Annotated in this window: 14 protein-coding genes; 9 read left to right on the plus strand and 5 right to left on the minus strand. The window is 62.1% G+C overall.

Annotated features, from left to right (window positions below):
- Window positions 1–151 precede the first annotated feature (151 nt).
- The gene (locus tag B0G69_RS30625) at window positions 152–460 is read left to right on the plus strand and encodes a putative quinol monooxygenase (RefSeq protein WP_121323620.1); all 309 of its coding nucleotides are present in this window, start codon (window positions 152–154) and stop codon (window positions 458–460) included.
- Window positions 460–1,620 carry an iron-containing alcohol dehydrogenase gene (locus B0G69_RS30630; RefSeq protein WP_121323979.1) on the plus strand — a complete coding sequence of 387 codons (1,161 nt, stop codon included), beginning with the start codon at window positions 460–462 and terminating at the stop codon, window positions 1,618–1,620. Before B0G69_RS30625 ends, B0G69_RS30630 begins: the two co-directional genes overlap by 1 nt.
- A 295-nt stretch (window positions 1,621–1,915) precedes the next feature.
- Here the strand turns inward: B0G69_RS30630 and B0G69_RS30635 are convergent, their stop codons facing one another.
- Both B0G69_RS30635 and B0G69_RS30640 read right to left on the minus strand, forming a co-directional pair.
- Window positions 1,916–3,307, minus strand: coding sequence for a sensor histidine kinase (locus B0G69_RS30635; protein ID WP_121323621.1), 1,392 nt, complete (start codon window positions 3,305–3,307; stop codon window positions 1,916–1,918).
- Window positions 3,297–3,974, minus strand: a complete 678-nt coding sequence (locus tag B0G69_RS30640; RefSeq protein WP_121323622.1) for a response regulator — start codon at window positions 3,972–3,974, stop codon at window positions 3,297–3,299. The genes B0G69_RS30635 and B0G69_RS30640 overlap by 11 nt, the downstream gene beginning before the upstream one ends.
- 260 nt (window positions 3,975–4,234) lie before the next feature.
- On the opposite strand from B0G69_RS30640, the gene B0G69_RS30645 reads away from it, so the two are divergent.
- The 7 genes from B0G69_RS30645 (at window position 4,235) to B0G69_RS30675 (ending at window position 10,711) form a co-directional block, all read left to right on the plus strand.
- Window positions 4,235–5,254 (plus strand): ABC transporter substrate-binding protein, encoded by a 1,020-nt coding sequence (locus tag B0G69_RS30645; RefSeq protein WP_121323623.1) that lies wholly within the window; start codon window positions 4,235–4,237, stop codon window positions 5,252–5,254.
- Between the two features lie 40 nt (window positions 5,255–5,294).
- A complete protein-coding gene (locus tag B0G69_RS30650) occupies window positions 5,295–6,089 on the plus strand; it encodes an ABC transporter ATP-binding protein (RefSeq protein ID WP_121323624.1) in 795 nt (264 codons plus the stop codon).
- Window positions 6,090–6,105: 16 nt separating this feature from the next.
- Window positions 6,106–6,969: an ABC transporter permease gene (locus tag B0G69_RS30655; protein ID WP_121323625.1), complete on the plus strand. Its 864-nt coding sequence runs from the start codon at window positions 6,106–6,108 to the stop codon at window positions 6,967–6,969.
- Window positions 6,970–7,400: 431 nt separating this feature from the next.
- Window positions 7,401–8,870 (plus strand): tetratricopeptide repeat protein, encoded by a 1,470-nt coding sequence (locus tag B0G69_RS30660; protein ID WP_121323626.1) that lies wholly within the window; start codon window positions 7,401–7,403, stop codon window positions 8,868–8,870.
- Window positions 8,871–8,923: 53 nt separating this feature from the next.
- Entirely contained in the window at window positions 8,924–9,406 is a 483-nt protein-coding gene (locus B0G69_RS30665; RefSeq protein ID WP_121323627.1) for a glycosyl hydrolase 108 family protein, read from the plus strand.
- The gene (locus B0G69_RS30670; RefSeq protein ID WP_121323628.1) at window positions 9,406–10,098 is read left to right on the plus strand and encodes a hypothetical protein; all 693 of its coding nucleotides are present in this window, start codon (window positions 9,406–9,408) and stop codon (window positions 10,096–10,098) included. Before B0G69_RS30665 ends, B0G69_RS30670 begins: the two co-directional genes overlap by 1 nt.
- A gap of 295 nt (window positions 10,099–10,393) precedes the next feature.
- Entirely contained in the window at window positions 10,394–10,711 is a 318-nt protein-coding gene (locus tag B0G69_RS30675; protein WP_121323629.1) for a DUF4148 domain-containing protein, read from the plus strand.
- A gap of 324 nt (window positions 10,712–11,035) precedes the next feature.
- Here the strand turns inward: B0G69_RS30675 and B0G69_RS30680 are convergent, their stop codons facing one another.
- The 3 genes from B0G69_RS30680 to B0G69_RS30690 all read right to left on the minus strand — a co-directional run bounded on the left by B0G69_RS30680 (window position 11,036) and on the right by B0G69_RS30690 (window position 13,632).
- Window positions 11,036–11,284: a hypothetical protein gene (locus B0G69_RS30680; RefSeq protein WP_121323630.1), complete on the minus strand. Its 249-nt coding sequence runs from the start codon at window positions 11,282–11,284 to the stop codon at window positions 11,036–11,038.
- A gap of 255 nt (window positions 11,285–11,539) precedes the next feature.
- Window positions 11,540–12,586 (minus strand): phytoene/squalene synthase family protein, encoded by a 1,047-nt coding sequence (locus tag B0G69_RS30685; RefSeq protein WP_121323631.1) that lies wholly within the window; start codon window positions 12,584–12,586, stop codon window positions 11,540–11,542.
- Between the two features lie 161 nt (window positions 12,587–12,747).
- A complete protein-coding gene (locus B0G69_RS30690; RefSeq protein WP_121323632.1) occupies window positions 12,748–13,632 on the minus strand; it encodes an amidohydrolase family protein in 885 nt (294 codons plus the stop codon).
- Window positions 13,633–13,650 lie beyond the last annotated feature (18 nt).

Genomic DNA, 13,650 nt, shown 5'->3' on the forward strand with positions numbered 1-13,650 from the left:
TCCGCGCCAGCCCTTCGCGGCGATCGTCACGCCAGGCTTCCTCCGCAAAAGAGGCCGGCGTTCCCGAGCGACGGCAGCGAATGACAGCGACTGATGAAATCCCGGTTCCGAACATGGAAACGTTGACATACCCGTCTTGATGGAGTGATCGATGGCCGATGTTTACCTGCAGGTGATCGCGCATTACTTTGCCAAACCCGGCAACGGCGACGCGCTGGTGAAGCCCCTCACGGAGCTTGCCGCGGCAACCCGCGCCGAGCCCGCCAACCTGTACTACGAATTCTTCCGCTCGCCGCTCGATCCCGACCACTTCGTGATCATGGAGCAGTACAGCCACGCCGATGGCCTCGCCGTGCATCGCGAGACCGAGCACTTTCAGCGCATCGGCGTCGGCATCGTCATTCCGCTGCTCGAGCGGCGCGAAGTGTCGAGCCATCTGGTATCCGGAGACACAGCATGATGAACGCATTCAAATTTCAAACGGTGCCAATGCTGGTCGTCGAGTTCGGCGCCGCGCGTCGCCTCGGTGCGCTGCTGCGTGCGCAATTTCCGGCGCTCACGCGTTTGTGTGTCGTCACCGATGGTTTTCTGCACACGAGCGGCCTGCTGAATCCGGCGCTCGCCGATCTCGGCGCGCATGGCTGGAACGCCACCGTGATCGACGACGTGATCGCCGATCCGCCCGAGCACATCGTGCTCGAAGCGACGTCGCGTGCGCGGCAGGCCGGCGCGGAAATCGTGCTGGGGCTCGGCGGCGGATCGTCGATGGATGTCGCCAAGCTGATCGCCGTGCTCGCGCCGCAGCAGGAACAGGCGCTCGGCGAGATGTATGGCGTGAACAAGGTGAGCGTCGCGCGCTTGCCGCTCGTGCAGATGCCGACCACTGCGGGCACCGGCTCGGAAGTGACGGCCGTGTCGATCGTGACGGTGGGTGAAGCGAAGAAGATGGGCGTGGTCGCGCCGCAACTGATCGCCGATCTCGCGATTCTCGATGCGGAGCTCACGCTCGGCCTGCCCGTGGCCGCGACCGCGGCAACCGGCATCGACGCGATGGTTCACGCGATCGAGGCATACACGTCCGCGCATCTAAAGAATCCCGTTTCCGACATGCTCGCCGTGAAGGCGCTCGAGCTGCTGTCGCGCAACCTCTTGCCCGCCTGCGAGAACGGCCAGAACCGCGATGCGCGCGAAGCGATGCTGCTCGGCGCGACCTTCGCGGGGCAGGCGTTCGCCAATGCGCCAGTGGCGGCGGTGCATGCGCTCGCGTATCCGATCGGTGGCATTTATCACGTGCCGCATGGCCTTTCGAACGCGCTCGTGTTGCCGCACGTGTTGCGCTTCAACGCCGAGGCGGCGGCTCATCTGTACGCGGAGCTCGCGGACGTGATCGTGCCGGAGGCGACGGGCAGCGACGCGAGCAAGACTCAGGCGCTGATTGAACGGCTCGAACATATGATCGCCGCGACCGCGATTCCGGGGCGGCTTCGCGATGTCGGCATTGCACGCGACGGGCTCGAACGGATGGCAAGCGATGCGATGTTGCAGACGCGGTTACTGGTGAACAATCCACGCCCGGTTAGCGAGAGCGATGCGTTGGGGATTTATGTCGCGGCGTTTTGAGGGTGGGTTCGGAGGGAGGCCGGGGGCTGTGGGTTAGCTGCGAGTCGGTTTGCGGCTGGCCGTGGCCGGCCCCGACGCAGTGCTCGGGAGATTCTCAATGCGATCCTCTGGCTACTGCAGAGAAAAGAGAAGTGACACAGATTGCCGGGAACGGTTCCTGCGCAGCAGACCTGCTATCTGCGGTACATGAGGTGCAAGAATACGGGCGTGCTGGATCAGGTGAATGAACTCCTTCCTGCCGGTGACGCCGAGCTGTCGAGCAGTTGCTTCAGACAGCCGGTTTGCTTCGGATACCCTATCGGTCACGAAGCTCCATGGCAGCGCGCGGGAACGACACGCTGATGTGCACACCCTTGCCGCCCACACCCGGCTTGAGCGCGATCTCGCCGTGATGCGTATCGGCAATTTCGCGCACGATAGCGAGCCCCAGGCCGGTGCCCTCGGTATCGGCCGACGCCCGGAAGAAAGGTTCGAACACGCGGCTGCGCGACTCGGCCGGAATGCCGGGACCATCGTCGAGCACACTCACGGTGACCGTATCGGCGTTGGCGCTAACGGCAACCGTGACGTGGCCGCCGCTGCCGGTATAGCGAATCGCGTTCTCCGCGAGATTCGCGATCAGCGCCTGAAGCAGACCCCGATGCCCGCTCACCGGCGCGATGCCCTTCAGCTCGGCGCCCAGATCGATCTCTCGTGCCTGCGCGAGCAGGGCGAGATCTTCCATGACTTCCATCGCAAGCGGCACCAGGTCCACGGTTTCCGTCGCGAGCTGCTTGTTGTCGGTGGCTTCGGCCTGTGCCAGCAACAACAGCTTGTTGGTTAGCGCGACCATCGAACGATTGCTCCGATGCATCGCGGCAAGCGCTTCGTCGAGCGCGGGATGAATGCCGTCCTGCTGCCGCGCGAACTGCAGCTGTGTGCCAAGCAGCGTGAGCGGCGTGCGCAACTGATGCGCGGCGTCGGCGATGAAACGACGTTGCGCCGCCACCTGTACACCGAGCCGCGCGATGCATTGATTGATCGCTTCGACGATCGGGCGCAACTCGGTGTGCAGCCGTTCGACTCGAATCGGTTCGAGCTGCATCGGGTCGCGGTCGGTGACATCCTCTTTGACTTTCATCAGCGGCCGCAATTCGAACGTCAGTCCGATGCACACCAGCGCCACCGCGAGCGCGATCATCGCGATCTGCCGCACGAGTTGCGGCTGCCACAATTGCTGAGCCATGGCGTCGCGCGAGCGCACGGTTTTGCCCACCGTGACCCGCACGCGGCGCGTCGCGCCATTGTCGTACATGAGACGCACGAGCCCGACCGCACGCACCGGCTGGCCTCGCAGCTCGGTGTCGTAATGGTCGGGTGTGTCGGCCGCCTGCGGCGGGCGCGGCGGAAAATCCGGCGTGCCGGCGAGCAACCGTCCATCGTCGACACGCACGCTATAGAACACCTGATCGCGATACGGCGACACGAATACTTCGAGCGCGGCGGGCGGCACGTCGACGCGCAGGAAGCCGTCCACCCACTCCACTTCGCCGGCGATCATGCGCGCCGACGAGATCAACTGATTGTCCTGCACGAGATCCGCCGTGCGCCGCGCGTTGTCGTATTCGGCCTTGCCGGTAACGAACACATATAACGCGAGCGGCACCAGCAGCCACCACAACAGGCGCACCCGCAGGCTATTGGTCATCGTCTTTCTTGCGCAGCAGATAGCCGAGCCCGCGCAGCGTGACGATCGCCGCCGAGCTGCCGTCGAGTTTCTTGCGCAAACGTGAGATGTAGATTTCGACCGCGTCCTCGCTCGGTTCGTCGGCGAGTGTGAAGATCGCGTCGACCAGCGCGGGCTTCGTCACTGTTTTGCCGAGGCGCAGGATCAACGCTTCGAGTACCGAGCGCTCGCGCGGCGTGACGTTCAGCGGTGCGCCCTTCAGCGTGAACTGACGCGTGTCGATGTCGAAGGCCAGATCGCCGCACACCACCTCGCTCGCCTTCGACGGCGACTGACGGCGGATCGCCACCTTGATGCGCGCGATCAGCTCGCGTACTTCAAATGGTTTGACGAGATAATCGTCCGCGCCAGCGCCAAGCAATTCCACCTTTTCGTCGATCGAACCGCTCGCGGTCAAGATCAGCACCGGCGTCGCGTCGCCGCGCTGGCGCAAGCGGCGCAGCACGTTCTTGCCCGAGAGCTTCGGCAGATTCAGGTCGAGCAGGATCACGTCGTAATGATTGGTGCGCAGCAGCTGGTCGGCCGCGTCGCCGTCCTGCACGGCGTCGAGCGCGAACGCCTCCTGCTCCAGCATTTTCGCGAGCCAGTGCGCGAGCGTGGGATTGTCTTCGATGAGCAGCAGCTTCATGGCAGGGACGGCAAAAGTCAGGCCGTCGATTGTGCCGTAAAACAAAGGCTTTGCGCGCGCCCCGTTTGATCCGCCGCACACGGAACGTGCGCTTGCGGCCGGAGCGCAGCGGGGTTGACACGCAGTACGGGGTTAACACTCATGCTTTGTCGAAGCCTCAGAAAGCTAGCAGAAGGTTTCAGATTTCTATAATCGCCATCATTCACCCAGAAAGCGCCGCCTGCCATACCCGCGGCGACCAAACCTACGGAGACTGCTTCATGCGTACCTTGCGCCAGATTGCCGCTGTGTCAGGTGTTGCGTTCACCCTCGCCGCCGCTTCGGCTGCCGCACACGCCGAAAAACTCACGATCATGGTCGGCGGCGCCACCAAGATCATCTATCTGCCGGCCAAGCTCACCGAACAGCTCGGCTACTTCAAGGACGAGGGTCTCGACGTCGAGATCCTCTCGCAACCGGCGGGCGTCGACGCGGAAAACGAACTGCTCGCGGGCGCGGTGCAAGGCGTGGTGGGCTTCTACGATCACACGATCGATCTGCAAAGCAAGGGCAAGGAAGTTCAGGCGTTGGTGATCTTTGGCCAGGTGCCGGGCGAAGTGGAAATGGTGTCGACCAAGGCGGCCGGCACGTTCAAAAGCATGGCCGACGCGAAGGGCAAGACCCTCGGCGTGACCGGCCTGGGCTCTTCGACGAGTTTCCTCACGCAATACCTCGCGCAACGCGCGGGTGTGCCCTCCACGCAATACACGCTGTTGCCGGTCGGCGCGGACAACAGCTTCATCGCGGCCATCAAGCAAAGCCGTATCGACGCGGGCATGACGACCGAGCCGACCGTTTCGCAACTTCTGAAGACCGGCGACGCCAAGGTGCTGGTCGACATGCGCACGCTGGAAGGCACGCGCGCCGCGCTCGGCGGCACCTATCCGGCTTCGAGCTTCTACGTGCAGCGCGCCTGGGCCGAGTCGCACAAGGACGATGCCGCGAAACTCTCGCACGCTTTCGCCAGAACACTGACCTTCATTTCGACGCACAGCGCCGAGGAGATCGCCGCGAAGATGCCGAAGGACTACTACGGCAACAACAAGGATCTGTACGTCGGCGCGCTGAAGGCTTCGCTGCCGATGTTCACGAAGGACGGCAAGATGCCCGCCGACGGCCCGGAGACCGTGCTGAAGGTGCTGTCCGCGTTCAATCCTTCGGTGAAGGGTAAGCACATCGATCTCGCCAAGACCTACAGCAACGACTACCTGGCGGCGCCGGTCAAGACCGCGGCGAAGTAAGGCTTTTTTCAACATCACGAGCACTGCGAGGCACCAGCCGATGAATCAACCTATGTCACGCGATACACCAGCGATCGAGATGCGCAACGTGTCGTGCCGTTTCATCTCGCCGGATGGCAAGGCGACGGTCGCGCTGCGCGACTTCAGCATGTCGGTGGCGCGCGGCGAATTCGTCGCGGTGGTCGGCCCGACGGGTTGCGGCAAGTCCACCACGCTCAGCATGATTACCGGCTTGCTGAAGCCCACCACCGGCGAAGTGCGCGTGATGGGCGCGCCCGTGGACGGCATCGACCCGCGCATCGGCTTCGTGTTCCAGGCCGACGCCGTGTTCCCGTGGCGCACGGTGCTCGACAACGTGGCCGCCGGTCCGCTGTATCGCGGCCGCTCGAAGTCGGCCGCGTACGACGAAGCCAACGAATGGCTGCGCCGCGTGGGCCTCGACAAGTTCGGCAAGCACTATCCGCATCAACTGTCGGGCGGCATGCGCAAGCGCGTCGCGCTCGCGCAGACCTTCATCAACAAGCCGGAAATCCTGCTGATGGACGAGCCCTTCTCGGCGCTCGACATGCAAACGCGCACGTTGATGCAGGACGAACTGCTGCAGTTGTGGGGCGGTGCCGGATCGGTGGTGTTCGTTACGCACGATCTGGAAGAAGCGATTGCGCTCGCCGACCGCGTGTTCGTGCTGACCGCGCGCCCCGCGACGCTGAAGAAGGTGTACGAAATCGATTTGCCGCGTCCGCGCGTCACCTCGGAGGTTCGCTACGACCCGCGTTTCATCGAAATCTCGCGCGACATCTGGCATGACCTGCGCGAAGAAGTGCAGATCGGATAATCAAGGAACGGCAACCATGTCTACTACCCCTCAACAGATGATGCCCTCGGGCATCGACGCCGCGTCGCTCGCGCATGTCGAACGCGTCGCGCAAAAACGCATCCGGCAACGTCATGCGCTGGTGATCACGCTGCGCGTGCTCGTGCTCGTGGTCGTGCTCGGCGGATGGGAACTGTCCGCGCGCCTGAAGTGGATCGACCCGTTCTTCTTCTCGATGCCGACCGCCATTTTCGATCAGATCGTCGACTGGTTCGTGAACGGCACGTCGCAAGGCCCGTTGCTCACTCAGGTGTGGGTCACGCTCGAAGAAACCGGGCTCGGCTTCATCATCGGCTCGGTGGCGGGCATCTTCTGCGGCATCGTGCTCGGCCGCAATAAGCTGCTCTCCGATGTGTTCAGCCTCTACATCAAGATTGCCAACTCGATTCCGCGCGTGGTGCTCGGCTCGGTATTCGTGATCGCGTTGGGCCTCGGGATGGCGTCGAAGGTGGCGCTCGCGGTGGTGATGGTGTTCTTCGTCGTGTTCGCCAATGCGTTCCAGGGCGTGCGTGAAGCCGACCGTTACATGATCGCGAATGCGCAGATTCTCGGCGCGTCGCGTCGCCAGGTGACGACTTCGGTGGTGATTCCGTCGGCGCTGAGCTGGATTCTCGCCAGCTTGCACGTGAGCTTCGGCTTTGCGCTGGTCGGCGCGGTGGTCGGCGAGTTTCTCGGGTCGAAGCAGGGGATTGGCCTGTTGATCTCCACGGCGCAAGGTGCATTCAATGCGAGCGGCGTGTTCGCGGCGATGATCGTGCTGGCCGTGGTCGCGCTGGCGGCTGATTATCTTTTGACCGCAATCGAGCAGCGTCTGCTCAAATGGCGTCCCGCTGCGGTGTGAGCGAAATGTATGAGGCCGTGTAGTACACGGCCGCAGCGTATCTTGCCGTTCAGTCCGGGACTGAACGGCATTTTTCTTTGTGTGTCGCGAGAAAGCGGGCAATGAAGCGACGACGCACTGCGTCGCTTGAATAACGCCGCACCTGCTTCGTTCTCAGATCAGGAAGCGAAAGCGGTTTTCTCGCAGCCGTTCTTCCTGGATCACGCACCTTCCTGTCTTCCATGGGCTTTGTCCCACGCGATGTCATCCGCCGGCCAACTTCCCCACCGGAATGCGTTGGCTTACGCACAACACTTTTCGCGTGCCCGACCTCGGCGTTAACCCCCACACGCCCCTAGCACAAAGGCCGGCGCCCCTTTGGCACGGTCAATGCGTTATTGCGCCCATTCAAGCCGCGCAGTGACCAACAACGCTTTGAAACGAGGTACGTCATGTCGAGTATGCAGAGCCCACGCCGGCCAATGAATTGGCGCGGCCGGCCATTTCGTCCAAGCAGCGCCGCACAAAGGCGCCATGGTCGCCAAACCCGCCGTTTCGCCGGATTCCTGCCGCTCGGGTGGCGTGCCGTCGGCTTCATCGGCAGGGGTCCGAAGTATGTGTGGCCGTACATCCTGCCGTGGTTCTTCATCCTGCTTGCGATCGGCTTTTCTTGCCTCGTCGTGCGTGGCGTGCTCAACCGGCAATTGCTGGTGCCGCCCGTCGAAACACCGCAATCACTTTCACAGCGCGGCTACACGTCGAGCTTTCTCGCAGAGCGAATCATGTCTTCCATGCGGGATATCGCTCAGGATGCCGATTCGATTCCTCACGATACGATGACCGACACTGACTCCCAACCCGACATCCAGCTTCCTGGTCAGGATATGTCGTACGCGTCGACGGTCCGCTTCATCAAAGGGATCATCAAGCGCACGGACGTGGTCGTTCATGTCGGCATCACGAAAATCAACGAGAGCTCCGACTCGTACGTTGCCCATGTGCAGATAGAAGGCGGCCCGTTCAATTCCCGCGAAAGCATCGTGCCGTCCGAAGGACGTGACCTGGAAGATTTCGTGCACGGGATCGCTGTCGAAGCGATGCGCCTCGCCGAACCGAATATCCTCGCCAGCCATCTCTATTCACAGGTCCGGAAAACCAGATGCCATCCGCAAGAGTGCCGCTACAACGAGATCATCGCGATCTACGACAAGGTACTTACCCTGCCCTCACCCGAGCAAAGGGAATGGGCGCTCGCAGGCAAAGCGTGGCTGCTGACCGATCAAGGGGAGTCGAAAGCAGAAGAGGCGGAACGGCAAACCCGCGAGGCGCTGACCGTCTACAAGCATTCGGCGATTCTGCACGCGAGTCTCGGCCGTGCGCTCGCCCAGCAGGAACGCCTCGACGACGCACTCGAAGCATTGCGTGCCGGCGCGAGGGAGAAATCGAAGACGGCCGAAAACCTGCGCCTTCTCGGTGACGTGCTGTTGCGCGCGCATCGCAACGAAGAAGCACTCGACGCGTTCAGGCAGGCTGACGAAATGAGTCCGAGCTCCGTCGACAATCTGCACGACTGGGGTGAAGCGCTCGACAAGGTCGGCCGATACGACGAAGCGATCGAAAAGCTCTCTCGCGCCATCTCGCTGCGTCCCGATCTTGCGCCGTCCTACGCGGAAATGGGCCGGGCACTCGATCACAAGGGTGATCTGCGTGGCGCCTCGCGCAAGTATGCGCAAGCGCTGGAACGCGATGCGGGCACGTTGACCGCCCACGAGACACAACTGGCGCGCCTCGCCAACGCAGTAGACGGCGCCGGCGCACCGGACGCGCCGAGACCCGATGCGCGCACCCGCCCCGTTTCGAATCCACGCCCAGCACTTCCGTTTCAAGCATCACTTGAAGTATCACCCAACGCCGAAGCGTAATCGCAGAAGCACCCCATGTTCCTGTCGTAGATACAGCTGAAGAGGAGAAGTCGATGGACAACTTTGAAGACGCGTTCAGGGCTCTGATCGGAAACGAAGGCGGTTACTGCTTCAATCCGGCCGATCCCGGTGGCGAAACGATGTGGGGCGTGACTGCTCGCGTCGCGCGCAGCCAGGGCTACAACGGCGCGATGAAAGATCTGCCGCTGGAAACCGCGAAGGAAATTGCCAAGCAGAAGTACTGGGATCCGCTGCATCTCGACGAACTCGAGCCGCGCGTGGCTTTCCAGATCTTCGACGCGAATTACAACGGCGGCCTCGTCGTGTTGTGGATGCAAAAAGCGTCCGGCGCGAAGGAAGACGGCAAGTTCGGCCCAGACACCCTGAATGCGGTCAAAAGCACTGACGCGATGAAGTTCGTCATGCGCTTCGCCGCCTATCGCCTGCGATACCTGCGCAATCTTCACACGTGGCCTCACTTCAGCCGTGGCTGGACCGAACGGATGGCCGCCAATCTTCTTCTGGGAGCAGCATGATGGACTGGTCAAAAGTAGCGTCGAACATTGGCAGCACTGCCCCGCTTCTCGCCGGGCTGGTGGGCGGTCCCGTCGGACTCGGCGTGACGGCTGCGGCGGCGATCATTTCGCATGCGCTCGGCACGCCGAGCGATCCGGCCTTCGTCGAACCGGCGTTGAACGATCCCAGCGCGCTCGAAAAAATCAGGCAGGCCGAGAGTGCGAACTCTCTGCAATTGCAGCAACTGGTCGTGACCGCGGCCCAGGCGAGACTTGCGCACGAAACCGATATGGCGCGTATCGAAGCCGACGATCGGGCCAATGCGCGCGCGATGGCGACCAGCAATCGCGATTGGGTACCGAAGGTACTCGCGATGGCGGTCACCACCGGCTTCTTCGGCATTCTGATGTTGATGGCGTTCCAGCCGTTACCGGGACCCAACAAGGACCTCGTCAACGTGATCGTCGGCGCGCTGGGCACCGCGTGGATCAGCATCATCGGCTACTACTTCGGCACCTCGGTTGGGTCGATGCGGAAAACCGAACTGCTCGCCAAGCCTAGCGTGCCCATCACGTCAGATAGCGCGCTCACGCTGCGCGAACCGGCATCGGCATCGGCCGCACGTGCGCAAGCCACGCCTGCTCCAGTGCCGCACGAAGTCCTCCAGCCGTTCACGCCGGGCGGACAGGGTCCGATTTTCTCGGGCAGTTGATCAGCCGCTCTTCACTGATGCAAGGCACGCGGGGAAATTGCAGCTCGCTGCGTGCCTTGCGGTTTCGACTGGCTGCGTTAGTTCCGGTGGGATGCCGTGGCATGGCGGTGACGGCGTCGCCGGACTGCTGCGCCCGCGCCGCCGCAAGAAGTTCTCCGATTTTGTCTCAAAATTTGCAACAAACAATACCTGAAGCGGTGATTACTCTCTTCAGATCGCAAAACTACAATGTAATCACTGACTACGAACAAGAACGTTCGCAGCAAGACCAAATCCGAACTGGAGGTAGTTCATCATGAAATCGCTCGTTCAAGCTGTTGTCATCGCCACTGTGCTGGCCGCTCCTGTTGCTTCGTTTGCGCAGTCCAACCAGCCTGTGACCCGCGCCCAGGTGCGCGCGGAACTGGTCCAACTCGAAAAGGCCGGCTATCAACCGGGTCACGCCGACCCGCACTACCCGGCTGACATTCAAGCCGCGCAAGCTCGTGTCGATGCGCAAAACGGCACTGCTCAAGCAGCGGCGAGTGGCTTCGGCGGTGTGTCGAGCGGCTCGTCGCAGTCGGGCCACGCTGTCACGACGAACGGTCAGAAGTCGATCTACTTCGGCCAGTAAGGCGCCATCGAGCGGACAGTAAGCAGCCGATAGACGGCTGTTAGCCGATCGGCGGCATGCTTCATCGTTGTGATATGCCGTCGTGCGCCGATCTGTCGCTCAGCGCGTCGATGCAACGCGCTCCCTGATTCAAATGAACTGGCCCGCGGCCGGGTATCCCCGAGCGCGGGCCAGTTCTGTATTCGTTACCTCCGTCATCGGGCTCCCGGTGACTTCGCCCGGACCTTCACGGTCTGGGCGCTTTTTCGGCGCTGGCGGCACGCCGTTTTTTATTCCGCGCCCTGACGGTCCGCTCCGGTCAATATGACAATGCCCGCGACCAAGTCAATCGCGCGCGATGAGATCGCCCACCTGACCACGACCAGTGACCAGACAGCTCGACAGAAAGTTTTCTCCCTGACTGCTGGCTGCAACGTCTCCAAACCCCTTCTTTAACGCGTTCGATTTGACCAGTTGCGCGCCCTGATGGCACGTGATGGTCCCGACCTCTCCGGCTTGCGCGCGCATCAAGGCTCTATCCGCCATCAGATATCCGAGCAACAGCACCACGGCAATATTGAACGCCTGTCTCATGGGTCGCCTCCTCTTTAGAAGAGACTAACGCGAACCGGAGACGCACGGTCCTAGGGGTTTCCCGATTGATCGCTATTCAATGATGCAGATTAAATCGGGTAGTACTGCCGGTCTTACTAGCATGTGGGATATGTGGTCCGGCTCTTGCGCAGTAAGGTTGACCTGGCGCCGTACGCTTTCGGCCTGCCTCGCGCCTTGCCCGAACAGCGGCTATGCCGCGCAAGGCCGCTCATCCAGCTACATCTTCTGCAGCCTTTACAGCCGCGCTTCGATCAGCCCGATGCGATTTTCGATCGCGTTGCGCACCAGTCCATTCGACGACACCAGCAGCAGCGACGACGCGATGATCCGATACACCGTATTGCGTCGTACCTTGGAAACCTTCTGCGGATCGAGCCACGCGTCGTTATCGACCAGCAGCAACAGTGTCTCGAGGCCGATCAGAATCGGCCACAAACACGCGAGACGCAAACGCACGGAAAACGCTGGAATCGCCAGCGTGTAGTCCAGAGCCTCGCGGAAATGATCGAGCGTCTTGCGCAGAAGCTCGACCAGCAGCGGCCGCGCACGCAGCGAGTTGGCCGGCACAAGCAGGTCTCGCGCACCGAGCCCGTACTGGTCCAACATGCTCTGCGGCAGATAGCAGCGGCCGATGCGCAAGTCCTTGCCACAATCGCGCAGTACGTTGGTCATTTGCAGCGCCTTGCCGAAACGCACGCCACGGTGCGCCATCGTGCCGGGCTGCTCCTTCAGCGTGCCCGGCATGTGCGCATAGGTCATCGTGGTCCAGAACTCACCGACACACCCCGCCACCAGATACGTATAACGGTCGAGATCATCGTATCCGGAAAGCGCCGCGATCTGGCCGGAACGTTCGTCGGGAAAAGTGCGCAGATCGAATTCCATGCCCTCGGTCAGCGTCGTGACGATCTCGCGCACGGCCTTGCGATCCGCTTCGCTCAATTGCGACAGCACGTCGAGCGCAGGGCCGAGCGATTCGAGCAACACCTTTTCATCGGACTGGACCTGCTGACTCGCCACTTCGTCAGCCATGCGTCGCAGCAGTGCGCCGTCGTCCGTGGCGCCGTTCACCTGCTCGCGCAGCGACAGCAGCAGCGCGAGGCGTTGTTCCGGCGAGATCAGCGAGGTGTCGGCGATCGTATCGGCCGCACGCGCCAGCAGGTATGCGAGGCCGATCGGATCGCGCATGCCGGCGGGCAGCACGCGCAGCGTGAGATAGAAGGAGCGTGAAACACCTTTCAGGAGCGGGCCGAGAAGGAAGGCCCGGGTCGCATTCGGCATGGATCGGATAGGGTCGGTATGGGGCAGGAAGCGGACAAAAAAGCGGGCAAAAAAGCGGGCAAAAATCAGGCGCTGCCGAATTGTATACGGCGCGCGCCTTTGCCATGCGCGAGTGTTTCCACGCTTGCCTCACATCGACCTTCGATCAGCTCCGCTCACGCTCAGGTCCGATCGCCCAGCCCCAGCAGCCCGATCGCGTTCTGCTTGAGAATCAGCGGCTGCACCTCCTCCCTGAAGCCGACCTGCCTGAAATCCTCCAGCCAGCGATCGGGCTGAATCAGCGGGAAGTCGGAGCCGAACAGCATTTTCCGCTTCAGCACCGTGTTGGCATGACGGATCAATTCGGGCGAAAAGTACTTCGGCGACCAGCCAGACAGATCGATATACACATTGGGCTTATGCAATGCGATCGACAACGCCTGCTCCTGCCACGGCCAAGACGGATGCGCGATCACGAGGTTCATATCCGGGAAATCCGCGGCGACGTCGTCGAGATGTATCGGCTCCGAGTACTTCAACCGCAACCCGCCGCCGCCCCGCATGCCGGAGCCCATGCCCGAATGACCGCTGTGGAAAACGGCCGTGAGTTCGTACTCGGCGATCAGTTCGTAAAGCGGATACGCCAGGCGGTCATTGGCAAAAAACGCCTGCATGGTCGGATGGAATTTGAAGCCGCGCACGCCATATTCTTCGATCAGCTTGCGCGCCTCTCGCACACCCATCTTGCCCTTGTGCGGATCGATGCTTGCGAAGGCGATCATGATGTCGCTGTTCTTCTGGGCGAATTCGGCGATCTCCTCGTTCGGAATGCGCCGCCGGCCAAGATTCGCTTCGCAGTCGACGGTGAACATCACGAAGCCGATCTTGCGCTCGCGATAATGTTCGATCGTCTCGGGAATCGTCGGCCGCCTGCCGAGCTTCAGCACGGTGCCGAAGTACTTGTCGGCGGCATCGTCGAACTCCTTGCCGAACAGATCCGGCGGCTGGCAGCACGAGACTTCCGCGTGCACGTGCGTGTCGATTGCAACGAGTTGGTCGAGGTTCATCTACGGATTTCCTGTCGG

It is taken from the genome of Paraburkholderia sp. RAU2J, assembly GCF_003634845.1.
In the GTDB taxonomy this organism is placed as follows: domain Bacteria; phylum Pseudomonadota; class Gammaproteobacteria; order Burkholderiales; family Burkholderiaceae; genus Paraburkholderia; species Paraburkholderia fynbosensis.

What these genes read in the sequence shown, in the direction of transcription:
- B0G69_RS30635 (WP_121323621.1), bottom strand. Translation starts at nt 3,307, where the DNA reads ATGACCAATAGCCTGCGGGTGCGCCTGTTGTGGTGGCTGCTGGTGCCG.
- B0G69_RS30655 (WP_121323625.1), top strand. Translation starts at nt 6,106, where the DNA reads ATGTCTACTACCCCTCAACAGATGATGCCCTCGGGCATCGACGCCGCG.
- B0G69_RS30640 (WP_121323622.1), bottom strand. Translation starts at nt 3,974, where the DNA reads ATGAAGCTGCTGCTCATCGAAGACAATCCCACGCTCGCGCACTGGCTC.
- B0G69_RS30630 (WP_121323979.1), top strand. Translation starts at nt 460, where the DNA reads ATGAACGCATTCAAATTTCAAACGGTGCCAATGCTGGTCGTCGAGTTC.
- B0G69_RS30680 (WP_121323630.1), bottom strand. Translation starts at nt 11,284, where the DNA reads ATGAGACAGGCGTTCAATATTGCCGTGGTGCTGTTGCTCGGATATCTG.
- B0G69_RS30685 (WP_121323631.1), bottom strand. Translation starts at nt 12,586, where the DNA reads ATGCCGAATGCGACCCGGGCCTTCCTTCTCGGCCCGCTCCTGAAAGGT.
- B0G69_RS30625 (WP_121323620.1), top strand. Translation starts at nt 152, where the DNA reads ATGGCCGATGTTTACCTGCAGGTGATCGCGCATTACTTTGCCAAACCC.
- B0G69_RS30670 (WP_121323628.1), top strand. Translation starts at nt 9,406, where the DNA reads ATGGACTGGTCAAAAGTAGCGTCGAACATTGGCAGCACTGCCCCGCTT.
- B0G69_RS30690 (WP_121323632.1), bottom strand. Translation starts at nt 13,632, where the DNA reads ATGAACCTCGACCAACTCGTTGCAATCGACACGCACGTGCACGCGGAA.
- B0G69_RS30645 (WP_121323623.1), top strand. Translation starts at nt 4,235, where the DNA reads ATGCGTACCTTGCGCCAGATTGCCGCTGTGTCAGGTGTTGCGTTCACC.
- B0G69_RS30665 (WP_121323627.1), top strand. Translation starts at nt 8,924, where the DNA reads ATGGACAACTTTGAAGACGCGTTCAGGGCTCTGATCGGAAACGAAGGC.
- B0G69_RS30675 (WP_121323629.1), top strand. Translation starts at nt 10,394, where the DNA reads ATGAAATCGCTCGTTCAAGCTGTTGTCATCGCCACTGTGCTGGCCGCT.
- B0G69_RS30660 (WP_121323626.1), top strand. Translation starts at nt 7,401, where the DNA reads ATGTCGAGTATGCAGAGCCCACGCCGGCCAATGAATTGGCGCGGCCGG.
- B0G69_RS30650 (WP_121323624.1), top strand. Translation starts at nt 5,295, where the DNA reads ATGAATCAACCTATGTCACGCGATACACCAGCGATCGAGATGCGCAAC.